This is a genomic window from Verrucomicrobiota bacterium, from assembly GCA_034440155.1.
Classification (GTDB): Bacteria; Verrucomicrobiota; Verrucomicrobiia; order JAWXBN01; family JAWXBN01; genus JAWXBN01.
Genome location: JAWXBN010000073.1, coordinates 1 through 15851, shown reverse-complemented (window position 1 = coordinate 15851; position 15851 = coordinate 1). Strand labels below are relative to the sequence as shown.

Here is a 15851-nt window from a genome sequence, read left to right as displayed (position 1 = left end):
TTATTTGGACTGAGTAGAGGCTGTGGCGGCTGGATCACTCGATTCGACAAAAAGGGCTAGGGAAGCGGTGTACCCGTGGAGGAAATTCGATTTACCGACGGGTCCGATCTCCCCGTTGCAAAAGAATCCGGCTAAGGGAATATCGCCAAAGAACTTAGCAACCGTTTTTGCGTCGTGATTACCTTCTTTAAAAAGGTTTTTACCCCGCCCGTTGCAGACGAACATTAATCCGGAAAGGATTTGTTTACCTTTGAGCTCGGACTTTTTTTCTTCCAGCCAGTGTTCGAGGTCTTCATGGGCGGTTTTAGAGTCCCGGAGTTGGAATTGGATAGTTTGCCCGACATGAGGCCATTCACCGACAGCTAAAGCTCCCATTGCCTGATCGGCCCCGAGCAAATTGCGCACGAGGAAATCCCCGCGTTTAAATTTCTCCTTGTACTCGTTCATGACAAAACCGATGAAAAGATTGCCCTGGGCGCGGTTTTTGAGTTCATCATTCAGGGAGTCCACCGTCTCAGAAAGCACCTCGTAGGCAGGGCGTCCGCCGAGCTCAAAAATAATATTCTGTTCGGCCTTTGTGATGATGTGTGATTTGCCAATCGGGATGCATCCTTGGGAGACGACCGTGTGGATTTCTAGGCCACCGGAGAGATGGAGACCCACCCCACCTTCGGAAAAAGATTGGCCATTGAGGAAAATACGTGATTGGCGGTTGCCCATATTCCCGCTGGCCAAACCTCCTGTCGTGGGGGAATGGTCGAGGGCGGCATTCCAGCTTTTCATCCATGCCAAGGAATCAACCGTAAACGGATCGGAGAATACGACGAATTTTGATTGATCCCCCTTTTTTTTGCCGATCTTTTCAAACCATTCTTCCGATGAAGTCTGGTTCTCGATGAATTCCTGATTATAACGGAACGTATTGAATTCACAGCCTTGGGGCAGATTCATCATGAGCAGGGAAAAGGACGGGCTTTGCTCGATTTCTGTATTCGTGCCCAAGACACCCGAGCCGGAGCAACCCACGACAGTCCCTGCATGACCATCGACCCTCACGCTTTCGAGGATATCCTCGGCCATCGCGAAAAAGTGTTCAGTCATAAAGACAAATGCAATGCGGCTTTTTGAGGGGATGAGATCCTTACGGCAATTGATAATCTCTTGGGAAATGGTCTCCAAAGTAATTGGTTCGTGTAAAGTAATGGAGGCGGAGCTATTCATTACCTCTAGCTTAGTCATAAATGGTTTAGCTTCAATCGAAAATATCGATCCGTACGGGGTTAATTATTTATATATATTACCCCTCCGTTATAGTTATTTGTAAAGAAATAAGACCGTTTAAATAGTTGTTATTACCGTTCATCATATTTTATTACTCTTTTTTAGATGCCATGATATTTTTGCCAGTGAAAGAAGTTCGGACAAGTTCGCTACGCAAGTAGTGGACTAGACGAGGCCGATAACCGCTCTTTTCCCCTAAGAAGTCTCTTCATAGCGGTTATCAGGCCTCGTTCTTTTTTTGAATTTCCTGATAGGGCGAGCAAATTGCACCACGAAGAAAAAAAATAGAGGGACAATCTTCTGATTGTCTGGGGAGGAATTGCCGAGGTGTCGGGGCGACCATTGGACTATATGATGCAATCCCGTTGGGATAAGGGAAGAAAGCCGAAAGTCTCAATTTATACGTTGAAGAGATGAGGGGGTTATTTGTAAGGATATAGACCCATTCAGAGCCTGATTTTTACCATTCATCATAATTCACCCTAATACCGTAAAAATCGTGATAGGTTAATCATTGTAAGAGGTTGGGACAAGTTCATCACACGGGTGGTGAGCTAACGAGGCCGGTAACCGCTCTTTTCCCCTAGTAGTCTCTTCATGAGGGTTACCGGTCCTCGTCTTTTTTATCCGATTAATCTGATTTTTTAAATTCTGGCGCTTGGTATGAATCAGTCATCGTATTTTAATGTCCAGCCACACGCACAAGATGAAGATATATATACTTGCATCATGTCCATATTAATTTCCTAATTGATAGGCGTTAGCGAGGCGTCAGTATTTCATTTCCCGGTCCGGGTTTCGAGGAATGTCAGAGGACTTTTACCTGGAAAGAAAAGACTGAGATTTTCAGTCTGAGTCTGGGTGTGAAAATATTTTATCATTGATGAAAACGACATGCATTTGAGTCATAATAAGGATGGCACATTTTCAAATCCGGTCATGGCAAATGGTCATTGGTCTGATCCATGTGTTGTGCGTGTGAATGAAGACTTCTATTGTGTGACCTCGAGTATTGAAAAATGCCCCCGTGATATCATTCGTTCCTCCCTTCGTTTCCAGTCACCGAATACGGGAACAGCCGTCATAGGTCCTGATCATCAATGGTATTATGTATACAATTATTACGATGCTTTACGACCCGCTTTATGCCGCCAAATGCATGTGGATAAAATCGATTGGGACACGGAAAACTGGCCGGTTGTAAATGATTCTAACGGCCCCGGACTTACTTATCCGAAACCTCTCGACGATCCCCAAATAAATCAATGGATTCCTGATCTGAATGATGAATTTAATCGTCCCGAACTGGAAGGGATCACAGGCGGTGCTCTGGGGAGTAAATGGCTTTTTAAGGAGGAGAATATCAATAGCTGGTCTCTGGCGGAACGGCCTGGTTGGCTGCGCCTGCGGACACTTTACCCGGGAATAGAAACATTCAGTCCGGCAAATTGTCTCGTTCAGCGTCCGGTCAGTGCCTATTTTGAGATTTCGACATGCTTGGATTTTTCGTCGAATTTCGAGCGTCAATCCGCGGGGTTGTTGATTCGTGAGTTCCAGACTCTGTCAGGACTCTTGCGTGCTCCTCGTACAAGGAGACACCTGATTACCATCAAGGAGTAAAGAATCTACAGATTTGCGGCTTGGGAGATGAATTTACGGTGTTCATCGATGAGGCTGCGTAGCATCAGGATATGAGCTGTAGCTCGACTGACAAGGCTCATCAGGTTGGGCGTTTCTAAGGTCACGTCGAAAGGTTCATGTCCTTCGCTGGCATGGAGAGTGAGTGGGCGGAGGGCTCCCGAAACAGATTCCTTGATAATCCCGCCTTCGGCTTTATGCCCGTCGATGATAAGGGAGAAATTAATCGGGATAATCGTCGATGCAGCATGCAGTGCCGGTTTGACGAGGGATTCACTAAGCAATGAACCGTTAGCGTAACCGTAGAGTCCTTCGGAATCATCGTCGGCATGGAGATTAATCAATCCGTCGAGTTTCCGGTTTTGGAATTCTTTCTGCATGACCAATGCTTCGGGCTCTTTGGGAATATCCTGAAATTCCCGGTTCAGGTCGATGCCGTTGGCATTTCCCCTGGCTCCATACTCGAAGCCGTAGGGATTCAGCATAGGATAAAGTGAGAAAGTGTAAAATTTCAGGAGGTGGGGACGGTTATAGATTTCATTAATCCAACGGTAAATGGCGTAGATCCCTTCAGCCTCGTCGCCGTGCATGCCGGCGGTGACAGCGACCTGGATTTTCTCATCCTCGCGCCCGTCTGGTGCTGCAAGCTTGATCCGGAGGATGTCGATCGTAGATTGGCCGAGGGGAACCTGACCGATGGACTGGACTTGGGTTAATTCCGGGCGTTGTCGGCACAGGGACTGGAAACGTTCAATCAGGGCATGAGCGGAACGGTAGCGGTGCGGGGTGGTCAGGGGAGTCCATTCTTCGCGCAGGAGGCGGATGGAAAGCTGGAGATTACCCCAGAGCAGGGCATCATTATCGGTCATTGGCAGGAGGTTAGAGTACCCTTTCACCAGAGGATGGATGACTTTCTTGAGGATGGGGGTAAACAGGGCCTGGTCTTTGAGTGCACACCGCACACACACACGCAGGACTTCATTGAGTCTTGCCGCACCGATCCATGGCTGGTCGGCGGCTCCAGCGGCTTCTACTCCGACAAGCAACTCCTCCTCAATGACTTTGAGATATGTCGGGGTCAAGGGATTCATGAGTGATTCACTAACCTTTGGCCATTGACGAAATAATCGACTGGAAAATTTGCAGCCCGTCCGAGGATCCGAGGATCGGTTCACAAGCCCGTTCCGGATGGGGCATCAGTCCAAAGACATTCCGGGCTTCATTACAGATACCGGCAATATTTTCGAGTGACCCGTTCGGATTTGACTCGGGGGTGACTTGGCCCTCTTTATTACAGTAACGGACAATGATTTGTTCATTAGCCTTCAGCTGTGCCAGCGTCTCGGGTTCGGCAAAATAACATCCTTCCCCGTGGGCGATGGGGATTTTTAAGACCTGTGCTTTGTCGAGTCCGGAGGTAAAGGGGGTATTCGTATTCTCGACGAGGAGATTCACCTGTTCACAGATAAAATGCAGGTTTTTATTTCTGATCAATGCCCCGGGCAGGAGGCCTGACTCACAAAGGATTTGAAATCCGTTACAAATGCCGATGACCAATGCCCCTTTATTGGCGCGATCTACGACTTCTTTCATCGCTGGTGAGAACCGAGCAATGGCCCCACAACGCAGATAATCACCATAGGAAAATCCTCCGGGGACCACATAGATGTCCGCGTCGGGTATTTCATTGTCCTTATGCCAGATGTACGTCGCTTTGACACCAAGAACCTTGGTGGCGACATGGTACATGTCCTGGTCACAATTCGATCCGGGAAACTGTAATATTCCAAAATGCATGGATCATTATTTAACAGCGTGGAAAATTAAGTAAACAATGAAGAAGAGGACCCCGATTAAAATCAGAATCCGGTTGCGAAAATTGCGTTGGTTGACTTTCAGGCCCCGGGGTCTTTGGAGGGATGGCTGGTGTCGGGGTTTGTGATCATCAGTATCGGCCGGGAGGGTCGAATACAGGGAGGCTTGGGATTGCTGATGCCTTTCGAGGCGTTCGAGTTCGATTTCCTTTTCTAATAGGGTCGAACTGCTCATTTGCTTTTCAATATCATTGAGCTTATTTTGGAGCTGGCGTTTGAGTGCCTGAACCTCTTTTTTCCTCTCCTCCAGATCATGTGGCGTCGGATTGTCAGGCACAGGGCTCCTTCACTCTGGCGGGGGTTAGTACTTCATATAAATCACGACAGCCAGGAAAAGGATGGCGAGGATCAGGACCAGATTATGGGCGAAACCTTCCCGGACGAGGATACGGAAAGACCGGCCACTAATCGTGCCGGAGACTACCCCCTCCTCGGGCATCATCTGGTTGCGTTCGCTCAGGACATGGAGCTTGATCTGGGCTTGGTTATAGTCTTCGCGGGCGGCATCCACCATGGACATGGATTTATAAAGATCTTTTTTCTGGTCGAGACTGCTCCAAGAGACCCCCTCTATCCGAGTTAATTCATCGAGATGCATCTGGAATTTTTCACGGGTCTGGCGGATTTCTTCGATGGTTTTTTGCTCTTCAAACTCCGCCCTTTCCATGAGGGCCATGCCGCGTTGGATACGGTCGAGCATGTCTTCGAGGACACGGGAAAGCTCTTCCTTACGGTGGGTGAATTCTTCGAGTTCTTCGCTTTCACGGGAAAGTTGTTCTTGGAGGCGTTTGATTTCGGAGAGCTGGATCTCCTTTTTCTTGAGTAAATCACCCACTTCCGCACTGGAAGGCCCGCGCTGGCTTTCATCGGAAATTCGAGCTAATAAATCGTCGGAATGGAGACGTTGGTCTGACATGATTACAATAGATAATCAATCGCGCCATCTTTGCAAGCCCTTGCCGAGGATATTTTATGTTCTTTTTCCTTTGTGGTGAGCTCGTTGTGTAAAGAGCTATACCTCAGGTGGAGGCTTGTGAACGGAGTATCTCAAGAGGGGGATGAGTGCACACTCCCCGGCTCAGGGCCAAGCCCGCGAGGATGGAGAGGGCTGTCGCGGAGGCCGTGATGACCACGGGATAAGCAAATCCACCCCAAGGTCGGGTTTCAAATATCCACAGGCTCATCGGGACATAAGCTCCCATCGCGAGCACACTGCCCGCCAGCCCAGAGAAAAATCCGAGGGCAGCATATTCAATGAGCAGAATCGAAAGAATTTGCCGGGAGGAACCTCCCAGCGTGCGCAGCAGAACACTTTCTTTAATGCGTTGATCACGCCCATTCATGAGACTCCCGGCGATGATCGCCACCCCAGAGAGCAGGGTGAATCCCACCACAAACTGGATCACCCAAGCAATTTGCTCCATGATCGAGGTGACCGTTTCGAGGATCAGGGTCAGGTCGATAGCACTGACATTGGGAAAGTCCCGCACCAGCAGACGTTGCAATTCCCCTGACGTCATTCCCTCGGGAATGCGCGTGGTCATGATGGTAAATCCCGGTGCGTCATCGAGGATGCCCGGCGTGAAAAGCATAAAAAAATTAAGGTTAAAGCGGCTCCAGTCCACACGGCGGATACTGGTGATCTCGGCTTTGAGTGGTAGTCCTTGCACATCCAGATCGATGATGTCCCCCAGACCGACACTGAGATCCTTGGCGATTTCTTCCTCCAGCGATAGGGCGACAGTATCGCGCCCGCGCAAATTGCCCGAGGGCCATTGCCCGGCGATGATTGTCTCAGTTTGATTTAGCCCTGCTCGGTAGCTAGAACGGAATTCCCGGCGCAAAACCCATTCAGGCACATTGCCCTTTTCTTTGAGTGCACGGACAGGGACTCCCTTGACTGAGGTGATTCGCATGGTGAGAATAGGAGCACTTTCGAGAAGGGGGAGCTTAAGCTTTTCTAAAAGAGTGGTGACCCCGTCGATTTGATCTTTCTGGACATCGACCAGATAAATGTCGGGCATATCTTGGGTGCCGGTCAGGGAGATTTTTTCCAGAATCGCATGGCGGGCGAGCAGGACGGTGAGAAGCAGAAAAGCTCCTAGACCGAGCGAAAAAACAAAAAGAGTGGTTTGATTCAGGGGACGATGAAGATTGGAAAGTCCTTGCCGGATCAGGTAAGGCCAAGAAGGTTGGACGATTTTCCGTGCCCCATTGATAATTGCTAATGAAATCAACCACAAAAGGAGCATGACTACTCCCAGTCCAGCCACAATGCCGAAGGCTCTTTTGGTGTCTGGGATATTTGAGACTGCCAGAAAAATCAGCATGAGCGCGAGAAAACCCGGAGCCAGCAGGCGCACTATCAGGGATTTGAACCAATGCCCTTTGCCTTTTTGGGCTATTGATGCTGAGGACTCACCACGGAGTGCCATTGAGGGAGACACAATCGTAATTTGGGATAGGGGCAAGAGAATGAATGCCAGACAGACGGCGAACCCGATCAAGACAGAGATAATCAAAATGCCCCACGGCGGAGTCATGCTCACCGCGACAGGTAGATCGTTTTTAAAGATTTCCAGGACAGCACGGTGCAGGATCATGCCCAGCCCGCCACCGGCAAGCGATGAGAGCAGGCAAAGGATGACAGATTGAACCAGATATACCGCGTAAGCCGCTTTTGCCGGGCAACCCAGACAACGCAGGACAGCGATGCTTTTGGTTCGTCGTGCCAGATGGGCACTGATTGCCCCAGCCACCCCGATAGCACCGAGGATCAGGGCGGTCATCGAGATGATGCCGAGGAATTGTTGGAAATTATCCAGAACTTTGCCGATGGAGTCTCGGCGGTCTTCAGGCGTTTCGAATTTCCAACCTTCCTGCGCAAATTGCTCTCGGATGGCGGCAACTTGCACGGGGTCGATATTTTTCAAGTAAAGATGGCGGAACCCGAGACTCCCGGTCCCTGTGAGTCCGGTTTCTTCGAGGCGTTCAAGACTCAGGCAAGCCTCGGGGGCAAACGCATTAAAGCGGTTGCTGCGCGGGGCGGGTTTAACGATGACGCCAAGGATGGGTAACTCCAGAGAACCGAGTGTGACGATGTCGCCGATTTTGAGATCGAACTGATCGAGTAAGGCGGGTTCGAGCACCACACCGCCGCCTGCAAGCATCTGATCCCAAGCTCCAGCAGGCTCTGTACGGACGTCGCCATAAAAAGGAAAACGTCCCTCAATGCCGCGCACTTGCACGAGGCGCCCCGCATTGGCTTTCGGGAAACCCATCATCGAGGAAATACCCGTTTCCTGGGCGTAATCTTCACTGAGACGAATTACCTCCGCGAGTTTATCCGAAGCAATTTGCTGGCGGGAACGAATGTGCAGGTCTGCGCCGAGTAAAGATTTCGCCTCGCTGTCGACAGCGGTTTCAACCGTTTCTTTGAGGGAACGGATTGCGGTCAGCGCGGTGAGTCCAGAGACGACCGCGAGGGCAAAAACCAAGAGACGACGGCGTTGGGAACGACTGTCGCGCCAAGCCATTGTCCAGACCCAAGGATGAATCAGGGCCGGGAGCAATTTGCGTGGGGCGACTGAGCTTGGGGAATCATGCGGACTCATGTCGCTCTCCTTGGGAAACGATTTTTCCCGCACGCATGGAGATCACACGTCCCGCAAGGCGCGCCAGTGCAGGATCATGTGTGACGAGCACGAGCGCGGTGCCATTCTCACGATTCAGGTCAAAAAGCATTTTAATAATAGGTTCACTGGTCGCTGCGTCGAGATTGCCAGTGGGTTCGTCGGCAAAAAGGATCGCGGGTTTGTGGATGAAAGCACGGGCGAGGGCGACGCGTTGCTGTTCACCTCCCGAGAGTTGCGAGGGGTAATGGGTCAGACGGTTTTGGAGTCCGACTTGCGCGAGCAGATCAGCCGCTTCACGGGTTTTTCCCGAGAGACCGCGGAGCTCTAGGGGGATCAAGACATTTTCAATCGCAGTGAGTGTCGGGATGAGCTGGAAACTCTGGAAGACAAAGCCGACCATACGACCGCGTAACTCCGCCCTCCTATCTTCATCGAGACTCTCGAGGCGTTGGCCACCGAGGCGAATCCAGCCGCTGGAGGGACTGTCGAGACCTGCGCAGAGTCCGAGCAGGGTTGTCTTTCCACTGCCCGAAGGGCCGATAATGGCACAGGACTCACCCGCGGCGACTTGCAGATTCACATCGGAAAGAACGGTGAGCTCATGGTCTCCAGTCTTGTAAGTGCGACCCAGCCCGTGGGTTTCCAAGAGAGGGGAATTGACAGTGTCTGATCCAGACGCGATAGTGTCACGGTGATTTTGATCTGATAAAATCGGCATATATGATGAATTACAATTTGTTTAAATTAATGCGAAGGATATTCCTGCCGCTAATAGGATTTTTAATATGGAGTGCATTCACCATTCCTGCAAGTGCTGAGAATCCCCCCGGTAAAAAAATTATTTTTCTCGGAGATAGTATCACAGCGGGTTACGGTCTGGACGATCCGGACAAAGAAGCGTATCCGGCATTGATTCAGGAAAGAATCTCTGCTGCGGGAATTAAGGCACAGGTGATCAATGCTGGGATCAGCGGGGACACAACCGCCGGAGGATTGCGCCGCGTGAAATGGGCTCTACAAAACGGGGCAGACATTCTTGTCATTGCCCTCGGGGCTAATGACGGTCTGCGTGGTGTCGATCCGAAACAAACCGCGTCGAATCTCAAGGAAACCATATTAGCAGCCCGTAAAATCAATCCCGATATGGTTATTCTCGTGGCCGGAATGCAGATGCCTGAAAATATGGGAAAAGATTATGTTGGGCAATTTGCCGCAGTTTTCCTGCAAATTGCGCGGGATCAGAAGGTTCTACTCATCCCGTATCTCTTGGAAGGGGTCGGTGGGATTCCCGAGATGAACCAACCCGACTACATTCATCCCACAAAAAACGGGCAAAGCGTTATCGCTTCCAATGTCTGGACGTATCTTGAGCCTGTCATAAAGAAGTAACCCCCTCAGGAGAACTCAGACCTTAAGCAAATTGTATGATTACTGCCTAATACGATTTTGCCCAAAGCACACGTTGTGTGCTGGGATTTCCGGTGAAGGGGCAAGTCCCCGCTTCGGTATGAGCATCTGTGAAAGGAATGCAACGGATGGTGACTTTAAGGTCTTCCTTGATCCGGGCTTCGACTTCCGCGCTGCCATCCCAGTGAGTCAGGGCAAATCCCCCGTGAATCTCGGGTTTATCCGCATTTTGCGCAGTGAAATAGGTGTAGAATTCATCCTTGGAATCGATTTTTTGCGTCTGAGCATTACGGAATTCCAAGGCGCGATTGTAGAGGTTATCCTGGATATCTTCGAGCAAATTGCCCGCACCCGAAACAAATTGCGCGGCGGGGAGGGAAACTTTTTCTTTAACCCCCTTGTCACGGCGTCCGACAAAAACACTGCCGCTTTCGAGGTCGCGGGGTCCGATTTCGACACGGATAGGTACTCCTTTTTTGATCCATTCCCAGCTTTTGACCCCACCACCGAGGTCGCGGTTGTCGATTTCGACAGTGATGGGTTTGCCATTAAAGGATTCTTTTTTGAGGTCATCGGCGAGTTTGGCACAGGCGGCACGGACAGCCTCTGCCGTGTCAGGTTTCGGTGTGACGGGAATGATAATAATCTGGGTGGGCGCGATTTTGGGCGGAAGGATCAAACCGTCATCATCGGAATGGGTCATGATCAAGGTGCCAATGAGGCGCGTACTCACTCCCCAGCTGGTGGTCCAAGCGAGCTCTTCCTTGCCCTCGCGGGATTGGAATTTGATATTGGAGGCTTTGGCAAAGTTCTGCCCGAGGAAATGGGAGGTTCCTGCCTGGACAGCTTTACGGTCTTGGACCATGGCTTCGATACAAAATGTTTTGACGGCACCGGGGAACCGTTCACCCGCACTTTTTTCGCCTGTGTAAACAGGGATGGCGAGGAATTCCCGGGAAAATCGCTCATAGACATGGAGCATTTTAATGGTTTCCTCCATAGCTTCGGCCTCGGTCTCGTGGGCGGTGTGGCCTTCCTGCCAGAGGAATTCGGCAGTACGCAGGAAAAGCCGTGGGCGCATTTCCCAACGGACGACATTGGCCCATTGGTTGATCAAGATCGGGAGGTCGCGGTAGGATTCCACCCATTTGGCGTAGGTCGCACCGATAATGGTTTCGGAGGTGGGACGCACGACGAGGGGTTCAGTCAAAGGACCGGCGGGAACGAGCTTGCCGTCTTTATTGACTTCCAGGCGGTGATGGGTGACGACGGCACATTCCTTAGCGAAACCTTCGACGTGTTCGGCTTCTTTTTCGAGGTAACTCAAAGGGATGAAAAGGGGAAAGTAAGCATTCTTGTGTCCGGTGTCTTTAAACATCTTGTCCAAGGTGGATTGGATATTCTCCCAGATGCCGTAACCCCACGGTTTGATCACCATACAACCGCGGACATCGGAATTTTCCGCCATATCGGCAGCGCGGACGACTTGTTGATACCATTCGGGAAAATCCTCTTGGCGGGACGGACTAATAGCATTTGCGGCATTTTTACTCATAAGTAGCCGCCAAGGATGGTGACTTCCCCTGTAAAGATCAATAGCGGAATTTAGAGGGGGAACGGCTGAAGTTTATTCAGCGATAAAAAAGGGCAGTGCAATCAGTACCATTCCGATAGCGGCATTAATGATGATATTCTCGACGAAATACGGGTAAAGCATGAGGATAAAGCCGCAAGCCATGGGTGAATAGCGGGCCTGTTTTTTGCCGTAGATGAAATATCCCATGCCTATCGAGCTGGTCAGGAGGGAAAGAAGAAGGTTGGCACTGGAAAAAATCATCGGGTACGGAAAAATATGACGAATCGAGAATGGGATAGGAAGATTTATTTTGTTTGCCGATTGAAATCGGCCATGACGAAGGTTATGTAAGAGGCTTATGCTTCATGAAACTTGGTTCTGGTGGGTGTCATTCAATGTTTTTGTCCTTTTGATGCTCGCACTTGACTTAGGCGTATTCCACCGCACGGAGCATGAGGTAAAGATTAAAGAAGCTTTAGGGTGGACGGTCTTTTGGATCGCGCTGGCATTGGTATTTAATCTCGGGCTATTACTGGGATGGTTCGGTGTCTATGAAGGAAGCCAATGCAGGAAGGCGGCATTAGAGTTTTTGACCGGTTACCTCATCGAAAAATCATTGAGCATGGATAACGTTTTTGTTTTTGCCCTGCTTTTCGGGTATTTCAAGATCCCTCCGCGATACCAGCATAAAATACTTTTCTGGGGCATTATAGGGGCCTTGATCATGCGTGGGGGGATGATTTTTACGGGGGTGAAACTCATTGAGATGTTTGACTGGATTATTATTGTTTTCGGACTGATCCTGATCTACAGCGGGGTGAAATTGATTTTCCATAAAGATGATGGATTAGATATTGAGCAAAATAAGGCGCTGGCACTGATCAGGAAAGTCCTCCCCGTCTCCGATAAATTGCACGGGAGCCGGTTTTTGATTAAGGAAAAGGGTCGTTTGGTTGCGACCCCGTTATTAGTGATCCTGATTTTTATCGAGTGGACAGATCTTGTTTTTGCGGTGGATTCTATTCCAGCCATTTTCGCCATCAGCCGTGATCCTTTTATTATTTATACGTCAAATATTTTTGCGATTTTAGGTTTAAGATCCCTTTATTTTGCCTTGGCCGGCGTGTTAAAGCTTTTCCACCTGCTCCATTACGGGTTATCGGTTATCCTTCTTTTTATAGGGACAAAGATGATACTCGTTTATTTCGGGTTTAAAATCCCTACAATCTTCAGTTTGGTTTTTGTGATAGGCGTTTTGGCGACATCGATTATCCTGTCGATAAAAATAAAGCCGCCGGAGTCAAAGCTTCCCCCGAATATCCAGGATCACAGCAACAAGGATTAAATTTCCTTGGAATTTGATTGTTTCACGATATAGCCAATAGGTCTGCAAAATTCCAGGCTAAATGAAAACAGGATATTTAAGAAATTTATTACAACAGGCGCTGGAGCAAATTGCCCGGCATATTATCAAACGCCCATGGGTCTATGTGGTGTTTTGGATAGTGGTTACTGTGTTCAGTATCTATCTGGCCGCATTTAAACTCGGGGTGGTGGGGAATACTAATGCCTTGATCGATTCCAAGGATGAGATCCACCATGCATGGCTTACATATCTCAAAGATTTTAATATTTCCGAGGATATAGTGGTCGTGATCCAGTCCCCGGACCGGGCGAAGAATAAAAAGATTATTTCAGAACTGGCGGCCAGTTACGCGAAAAGGCCGGAATACATTAAAAATATTTATTACCGTAATGACTTTTCTAAGATCAAGGAGAAGGCCCTCCTTTACCTCGATAAAAAGGAATTGGAAAATATTTCCCAACAGACTGGCCAGCTGGCCCAGGCCATGAAAAACACGAAAAGTGATTTGAACGTGAATTTCATGCTGGGTGAGGCGAGGAAGGAATTTGAAAACCTGGAGAAATATAAGGGCAAAGCCCTCGATGGTTTTGGTGATTTTGTCGATGATTTTATATTGAAACTGGAAAAACTCGCCGATGAACTCGGCAAGAAAAAGGCTCTCCCCGGTGCCAATCTCAAGGGGACGGATATTGCCCGTGAGCAAAATATCTCCGATATCGAGGCGGAATTCGAGAAAAAGGAATATTTGGAATTTGATAACGGGAAAATGTTTATCCTGCTGCTGACACCGTCTCAAAATTCGACTGATTCATTTACCCCTTATCAGAAGACGATTGCATTTGTCCGTAAGACGGTCGAGGAATCTAACAAACTGCACCCGGGAGTGACTTATGGGGTGACCGGGGAATTAGTCCTCCAGCAGGACGAGATAGAAATGAGTACCCACGACAGTATTGTCTCTTCGACAGTTTGTTTCTTTATCATCGCTTTTATTGTTTTCCTGTCATTCAAGGAGATGGTCCGTCCCGGGGTGACTGTGGGAGTGCTGGTGAGTATTATTTTCTGGACGCTCGGAGCGGGGGCATTGGTCGTAGGACACCTGAATATTATCTCGCAAGCAGTAATCATTATGATTATCGGGCATGGGATTGATTTCGGTATCCAGATTATCTCTCGTTATGAGGAGGAGCTGACCCAAGGGGGTAATTATAATGACGCCCTCATCAAGGCGATGGGGACGACCGGGGTGGCCATTGTGACCACAGGCACCATCAATGCCTTGGCATTCTACACAATGTGTTTTAATAGTTTTGTCGGACTCAGGGAAATGGGAATCCTGGCCGGAACCGGTTTGTTTTTATCGGTGATCGGTTATCTTACCCTTTTGCCGGCATTACTTGTATTGGTCGATCGGCGCAAATTGCACACGCCGAAAACGACTTCTGTTTTTAAACCCCTCGGAGGGGCACGTTTGGAAATATTCTTTTTTGGGCGTCCTTGGCTCTGGCTTTCGATTTTTGCCGCAATGAGCATTTTTTCCGTGCCTTTAATCAAAAACATGCGTTTTGATTATAACCTGCTGAACCTCCAAGCGAGGCATACAAATGCCGTCCAGACATTAGAGGCCCTCGATGCCCAGGCATTCAGTATCCTTTTTGGTGTATTGGTGGCGGATAACCTCGATGCTTCCCGTAAAATGGCGCAAGCCACAGCAAAACTGCCGACAGTGAAGTCCATACGAGGGATTTATGAAATGATTCCGGAAGGTCAGGAAGAAAAAATCCCCATGATCAAGGGAATACAGAAGCAGCTCCAACAAGTCGACCTGAGCGAGAAAAAAGCCCCGGAGATGAATGTGAAAAAAGCCCGCGAAGATATCGCCGCCCTTTTAGCGGCCTGTCAAGACGGCTACAACCAAGCAAAAAAATACACAGCTATCTCCGGCCAAGCAAAACAAGCTATCGGTATTTTTGAAAAACTCATCGCCCCACTCGAACGCTCCTCTAATATCCTCCAGAAAATGAGTGATGATGAAGTGCGTAAACGTTTATCGAGCTACGATAAGGATACCGTCGGGAAAATGCGTGCTGGCTTGAGATTCATCCAAAATAGCAAGGTTAATGAACCCATCGGTATTTCGGATATTCCCGAGCCCCTGATGAAACGTTTTTATTCACCCCAAACAGGGAAATTTGCCATTGAAGTCGAGCCGAAGGAAAATGTCTGGGGTTATGACGAGGGGAAACGGTTTGTGGATGATTTGCGCAAGATCGACCCGCTCGTGACTGGGACCCCAGTCCAAAATACGGTTTATATTGCGCTGCTCAAGGATAGTTTCGTACAAGCCGCTGCCATGTCGGTTATCGTCATTATTATTTTGGTCTGGTTCCATTTTAAGAGTTTCCTACGGGTAGTGCTGGTGATTTTCCCTCTGTTTTTAGCGATTCTTTGGACACTGGGGTCAATGACCCTTTTTGACTTACCATTTAATCCAGCGAATATCGTGACACTACCCCTGATTATTGGGCTGGGGATGTCATTCGGGGTTTATATTGTGGATCGTTATGATGAAGATGGAAAAGTTAGTATTTTCCTTTCGAGCACAGGTAAAGCCATGTTCCTGACAGGGGTCACCACCATCATCAGTTTCGCCTGTATGATTCCCGGAGAATACCGCGGGTTATCCAGCTTGGGGCTGGTTATGACGATCGCCATGAGTTTTTGCCTACTGACCGGTTTAATCGTCCTGCCTCAAATCCTGATCGTTCTTGAGAGGATGAAGATTATCCACCCGAATAAGTAGGGAGGAATATTTATGTCTCATTTTTGGTTTGAATACACCATCTTTTCAGAAGGTGATTTTTCATTTGACAAATCAGAATTCTGGGCGACTCTAACCGCCAATTTTAATATCAAATATGAATCCTATAAATCTTACATTATCGATGAATCCATTTCTTTCTGCTGCCACTGGAGATATGGTCTGGCTGGCATACGTTCTCTTCCTGTTATTGGTGATTGGTTTTCTGGCCTTGGATTTAGGTTTTTTCCATAAGGAAGCTCATGAGGTAAAG

The 15851-nt window shown here is 48.9% G+C and carries 13 protein-coding genes; 4 read left to right on the top strand and 9 right to left on the bottom strand.

Annotation, left to right across the window (positions count from 1 at the left end):
- Positions 1 to 1239, bottom strand: coding sequence for an FIST N-terminal domain-containing protein (locus SGI98_07555; protein ID MDZ4743258.1), 1239 nt, complete (start codon positions 1237 to 1239; stop codon positions 1 to 3).
- 936 nt (positions 1240 to 2175) lie between these two features.
- On the opposite strand from SGI98_07555, the gene SGI98_07550 reads away from it, so the two are divergent.
- The gene (locus SGI98_07550) at positions 2176 to 2901 is read left to right on the top strand and encodes a hypothetical protein (protein MDZ4743257.1); all 726 of its coding nucleotides are present in this window, start codon (positions 2176 to 2178) and stop codon (positions 2899 to 2901) included.
- A gap of 5 nt (positions 2902 to 2906) precedes the next feature.
- Here the strand turns inward: SGI98_07550 and SGI98_07545 are convergent, their stop codons facing one another.
- The 6 genes from SGI98_07545 to SGI98_07520 form a co-directional block, all read right to left on the bottom strand.
- Positions 2907 to 4010 carry a DUF2817 domain-containing protein gene (locus SGI98_07545; GenBank protein ID MDZ4743256.1) on the bottom strand — a complete coding sequence of 368 codons (1104 nt, stop codon included), beginning with the start codon at positions 4008 to 4010 and terminating at the stop codon, positions 2907 to 2909.
- A gap of 10 nt (positions 4011 to 4020) precedes the next feature.
- On the bottom strand, positions 4021 to 4716 hold the full coding sequence (purQ, locus tag SGI98_07540) for a phosphoribosylformylglycinamidine synthase subunit PurQ (GenBank protein MDZ4743255.1): 696 nt from the start codon (positions 4714 to 4716) through the stop codon (positions 4021 to 4023).
- A gap of 6 nt (positions 4717 to 4722) precedes the next feature.
- A complete protein-coding gene (locus tag SGI98_07535; GenBank protein ID MDZ4743254.1) occupies positions 4723 to 5070 on the bottom strand; it encodes a hypothetical protein in 348 nt (115 codons plus the stop codon).
- A 24-nt stretch (positions 5071 to 5094) separates the two neighbouring features.
- On the bottom strand, positions 5095 to 5709 hold the full coding sequence (locus SGI98_07530; GenBank protein MDZ4743253.1) for a hypothetical protein: 615 nt from the start codon (positions 5707 to 5709) through the stop codon (positions 5095 to 5097).
- Positions 5710 to 5812: 103 nt separating this feature from the next.
- Positions 5813 to 8407, bottom strand: a complete 2595-nt coding sequence (locus tag SGI98_07525; protein ID MDZ4743252.1) for an FtsX-like permease family protein — start codon at positions 8405 to 8407, stop codon at positions 5813 to 5815.
- On the bottom strand, positions 8394 to 9146 hold the full coding sequence (locus SGI98_07520; protein MDZ4743251.1) for an ABC transporter ATP-binding protein: 753 nt from the start codon (positions 9144 to 9146) through the stop codon (positions 8394 to 8396). The genes SGI98_07525 and SGI98_07520 overlap by 14 nt, the downstream gene beginning before the upstream one ends.
- A gap of 29 nt (positions 9147 to 9175) precedes the next feature.
- Here SGI98_07520 and SGI98_07515 point away from each other — a divergent pair, with 29 nt between their 5' ends.
- Entirely contained in the window at positions 9176 to 9817 is a 642-nt protein-coding gene (locus SGI98_07515) for an arylesterase (protein ID MDZ4743250.1), read from the top strand.
- A 46-nt stretch (positions 9818 to 9863) separates the two neighbouring features.
- On the opposite strand, the gene proS is transcribed toward SGI98_07515, so the two are convergent.
- The gene (proS, locus tag SGI98_07510) at positions 9864 to 11390 is read right to left on the bottom strand and encodes a proline--tRNA ligase (protein MDZ4743249.1); all 1527 of its coding nucleotides are present in this window, start codon (positions 11388 to 11390) and stop codon (positions 9864 to 9866) included.
- Between the two features lie 72 nt (positions 11391 to 11462).
- The gene (locus SGI98_07505) at positions 11463 to 11672 is read right to left on the bottom strand and encodes an amino acid transport protein (protein MDZ4743248.1); all 210 of its coding nucleotides are present in this window, start codon (positions 11670 to 11672) and stop codon (positions 11463 to 11465) included.
- 97 nt (positions 11673 to 11769) lie between these two features.
- Here SGI98_07505 and SGI98_07500 point away from each other — a divergent pair, with 97 nt between their 5' ends.
- Positions 11770 to 12756, top strand: a complete 987-nt coding sequence (locus SGI98_07500) for a TerC family protein (GenBank protein ID MDZ4743247.1) — start codon at positions 11770 to 11772, stop codon at positions 12754 to 12756.
- A 61-nt stretch (positions 12757 to 12817) separates the two neighbouring features.
- Positions 12818 to 15580 (top strand): MMPL family transporter, encoded by a 2763-nt coding sequence (locus tag SGI98_07495; GenBank protein MDZ4743246.1) that lies wholly within the window; start codon positions 12818 to 12820, stop codon positions 15578 to 15580.
- Positions 15581 to 15851 lie beyond the last annotated feature (271 nt).

Bases quoted from the DNA above. Each gene is read 5' to 3' on its own strand.
- purQ (MDZ4743255.1), bottom strand. From the start codon at position 4,716: ATGCATTTTGGAATATTACAGTTTCCCGGATCGAATTGTGACCAGGAC.
- proS (MDZ4743249.1), bottom strand. From the start codon at position 11,390: ATGAGTAAAAATGCCGCAAATGCTATTAGTCCGTCCCGCCAAGAGGAT.
- SGI98_07525 (MDZ4743252.1), bottom strand. From the start codon at position 8,407: ATGAGTCCGCATGATTCCCCAAGCTCAGTCGCCCCACGCAAATTGCTC.
- SGI98_07505 (MDZ4743248.1), bottom strand. From the start codon at position 11,672: ATGATTTTTTCCAGTGCCAACCTTCTTCTTTCCCTCCTGACCAGCTCG.
- SGI98_07520 (MDZ4743251.1), bottom strand. From the start codon at position 9,146: ATGCCGATTTTATCAGATCAAAATCACCGTGACACTATCGCGTCTGGA.
- SGI98_07530 (MDZ4743253.1), bottom strand. From the start codon at position 5,709: ATGTCAGACCAACGTCTCCATTCCGACGATTTATTAGCTCGAATTTCC.
- SGI98_07495 (MDZ4743246.1), top strand. From the start codon at position 12,818: ATGAAAACAGGATATTTAAGAAATTTATTACAACAGGCGCTGGAGCAA.
- SGI98_07550 (MDZ4743257.1), top strand. From the start codon at position 2,176: ATGCATTTGAGTCATAATAAGGATGGCACATTTTCAAATCCGGTCATG.
- SGI98_07500 (MDZ4743247.1), top strand. From the start codon at position 11,770: ATGCTTCATGAAACTTGGTTCTGGTGGGTGTCATTCAATGTTTTTGTC.
- SGI98_07515 (MDZ4743250.1), top strand. From the start codon at position 9,176: ATGCGAAGGATATTCCTGCCGCTAATAGGATTTTTAATATGGAGTGCA.
- SGI98_07555 (MDZ4743258.1), bottom strand. From the start codon at position 1,239: ATGACTAAGCTAGAGGTAATGAATAGCTCCGCCTCCATTACTTTACAC.
- SGI98_07545 (MDZ4743256.1), bottom strand. From the start codon at position 4,010: ATGAATCCCTTGACCCCGACATATCTCAAAGTCATTGAGGAGGAGTTG.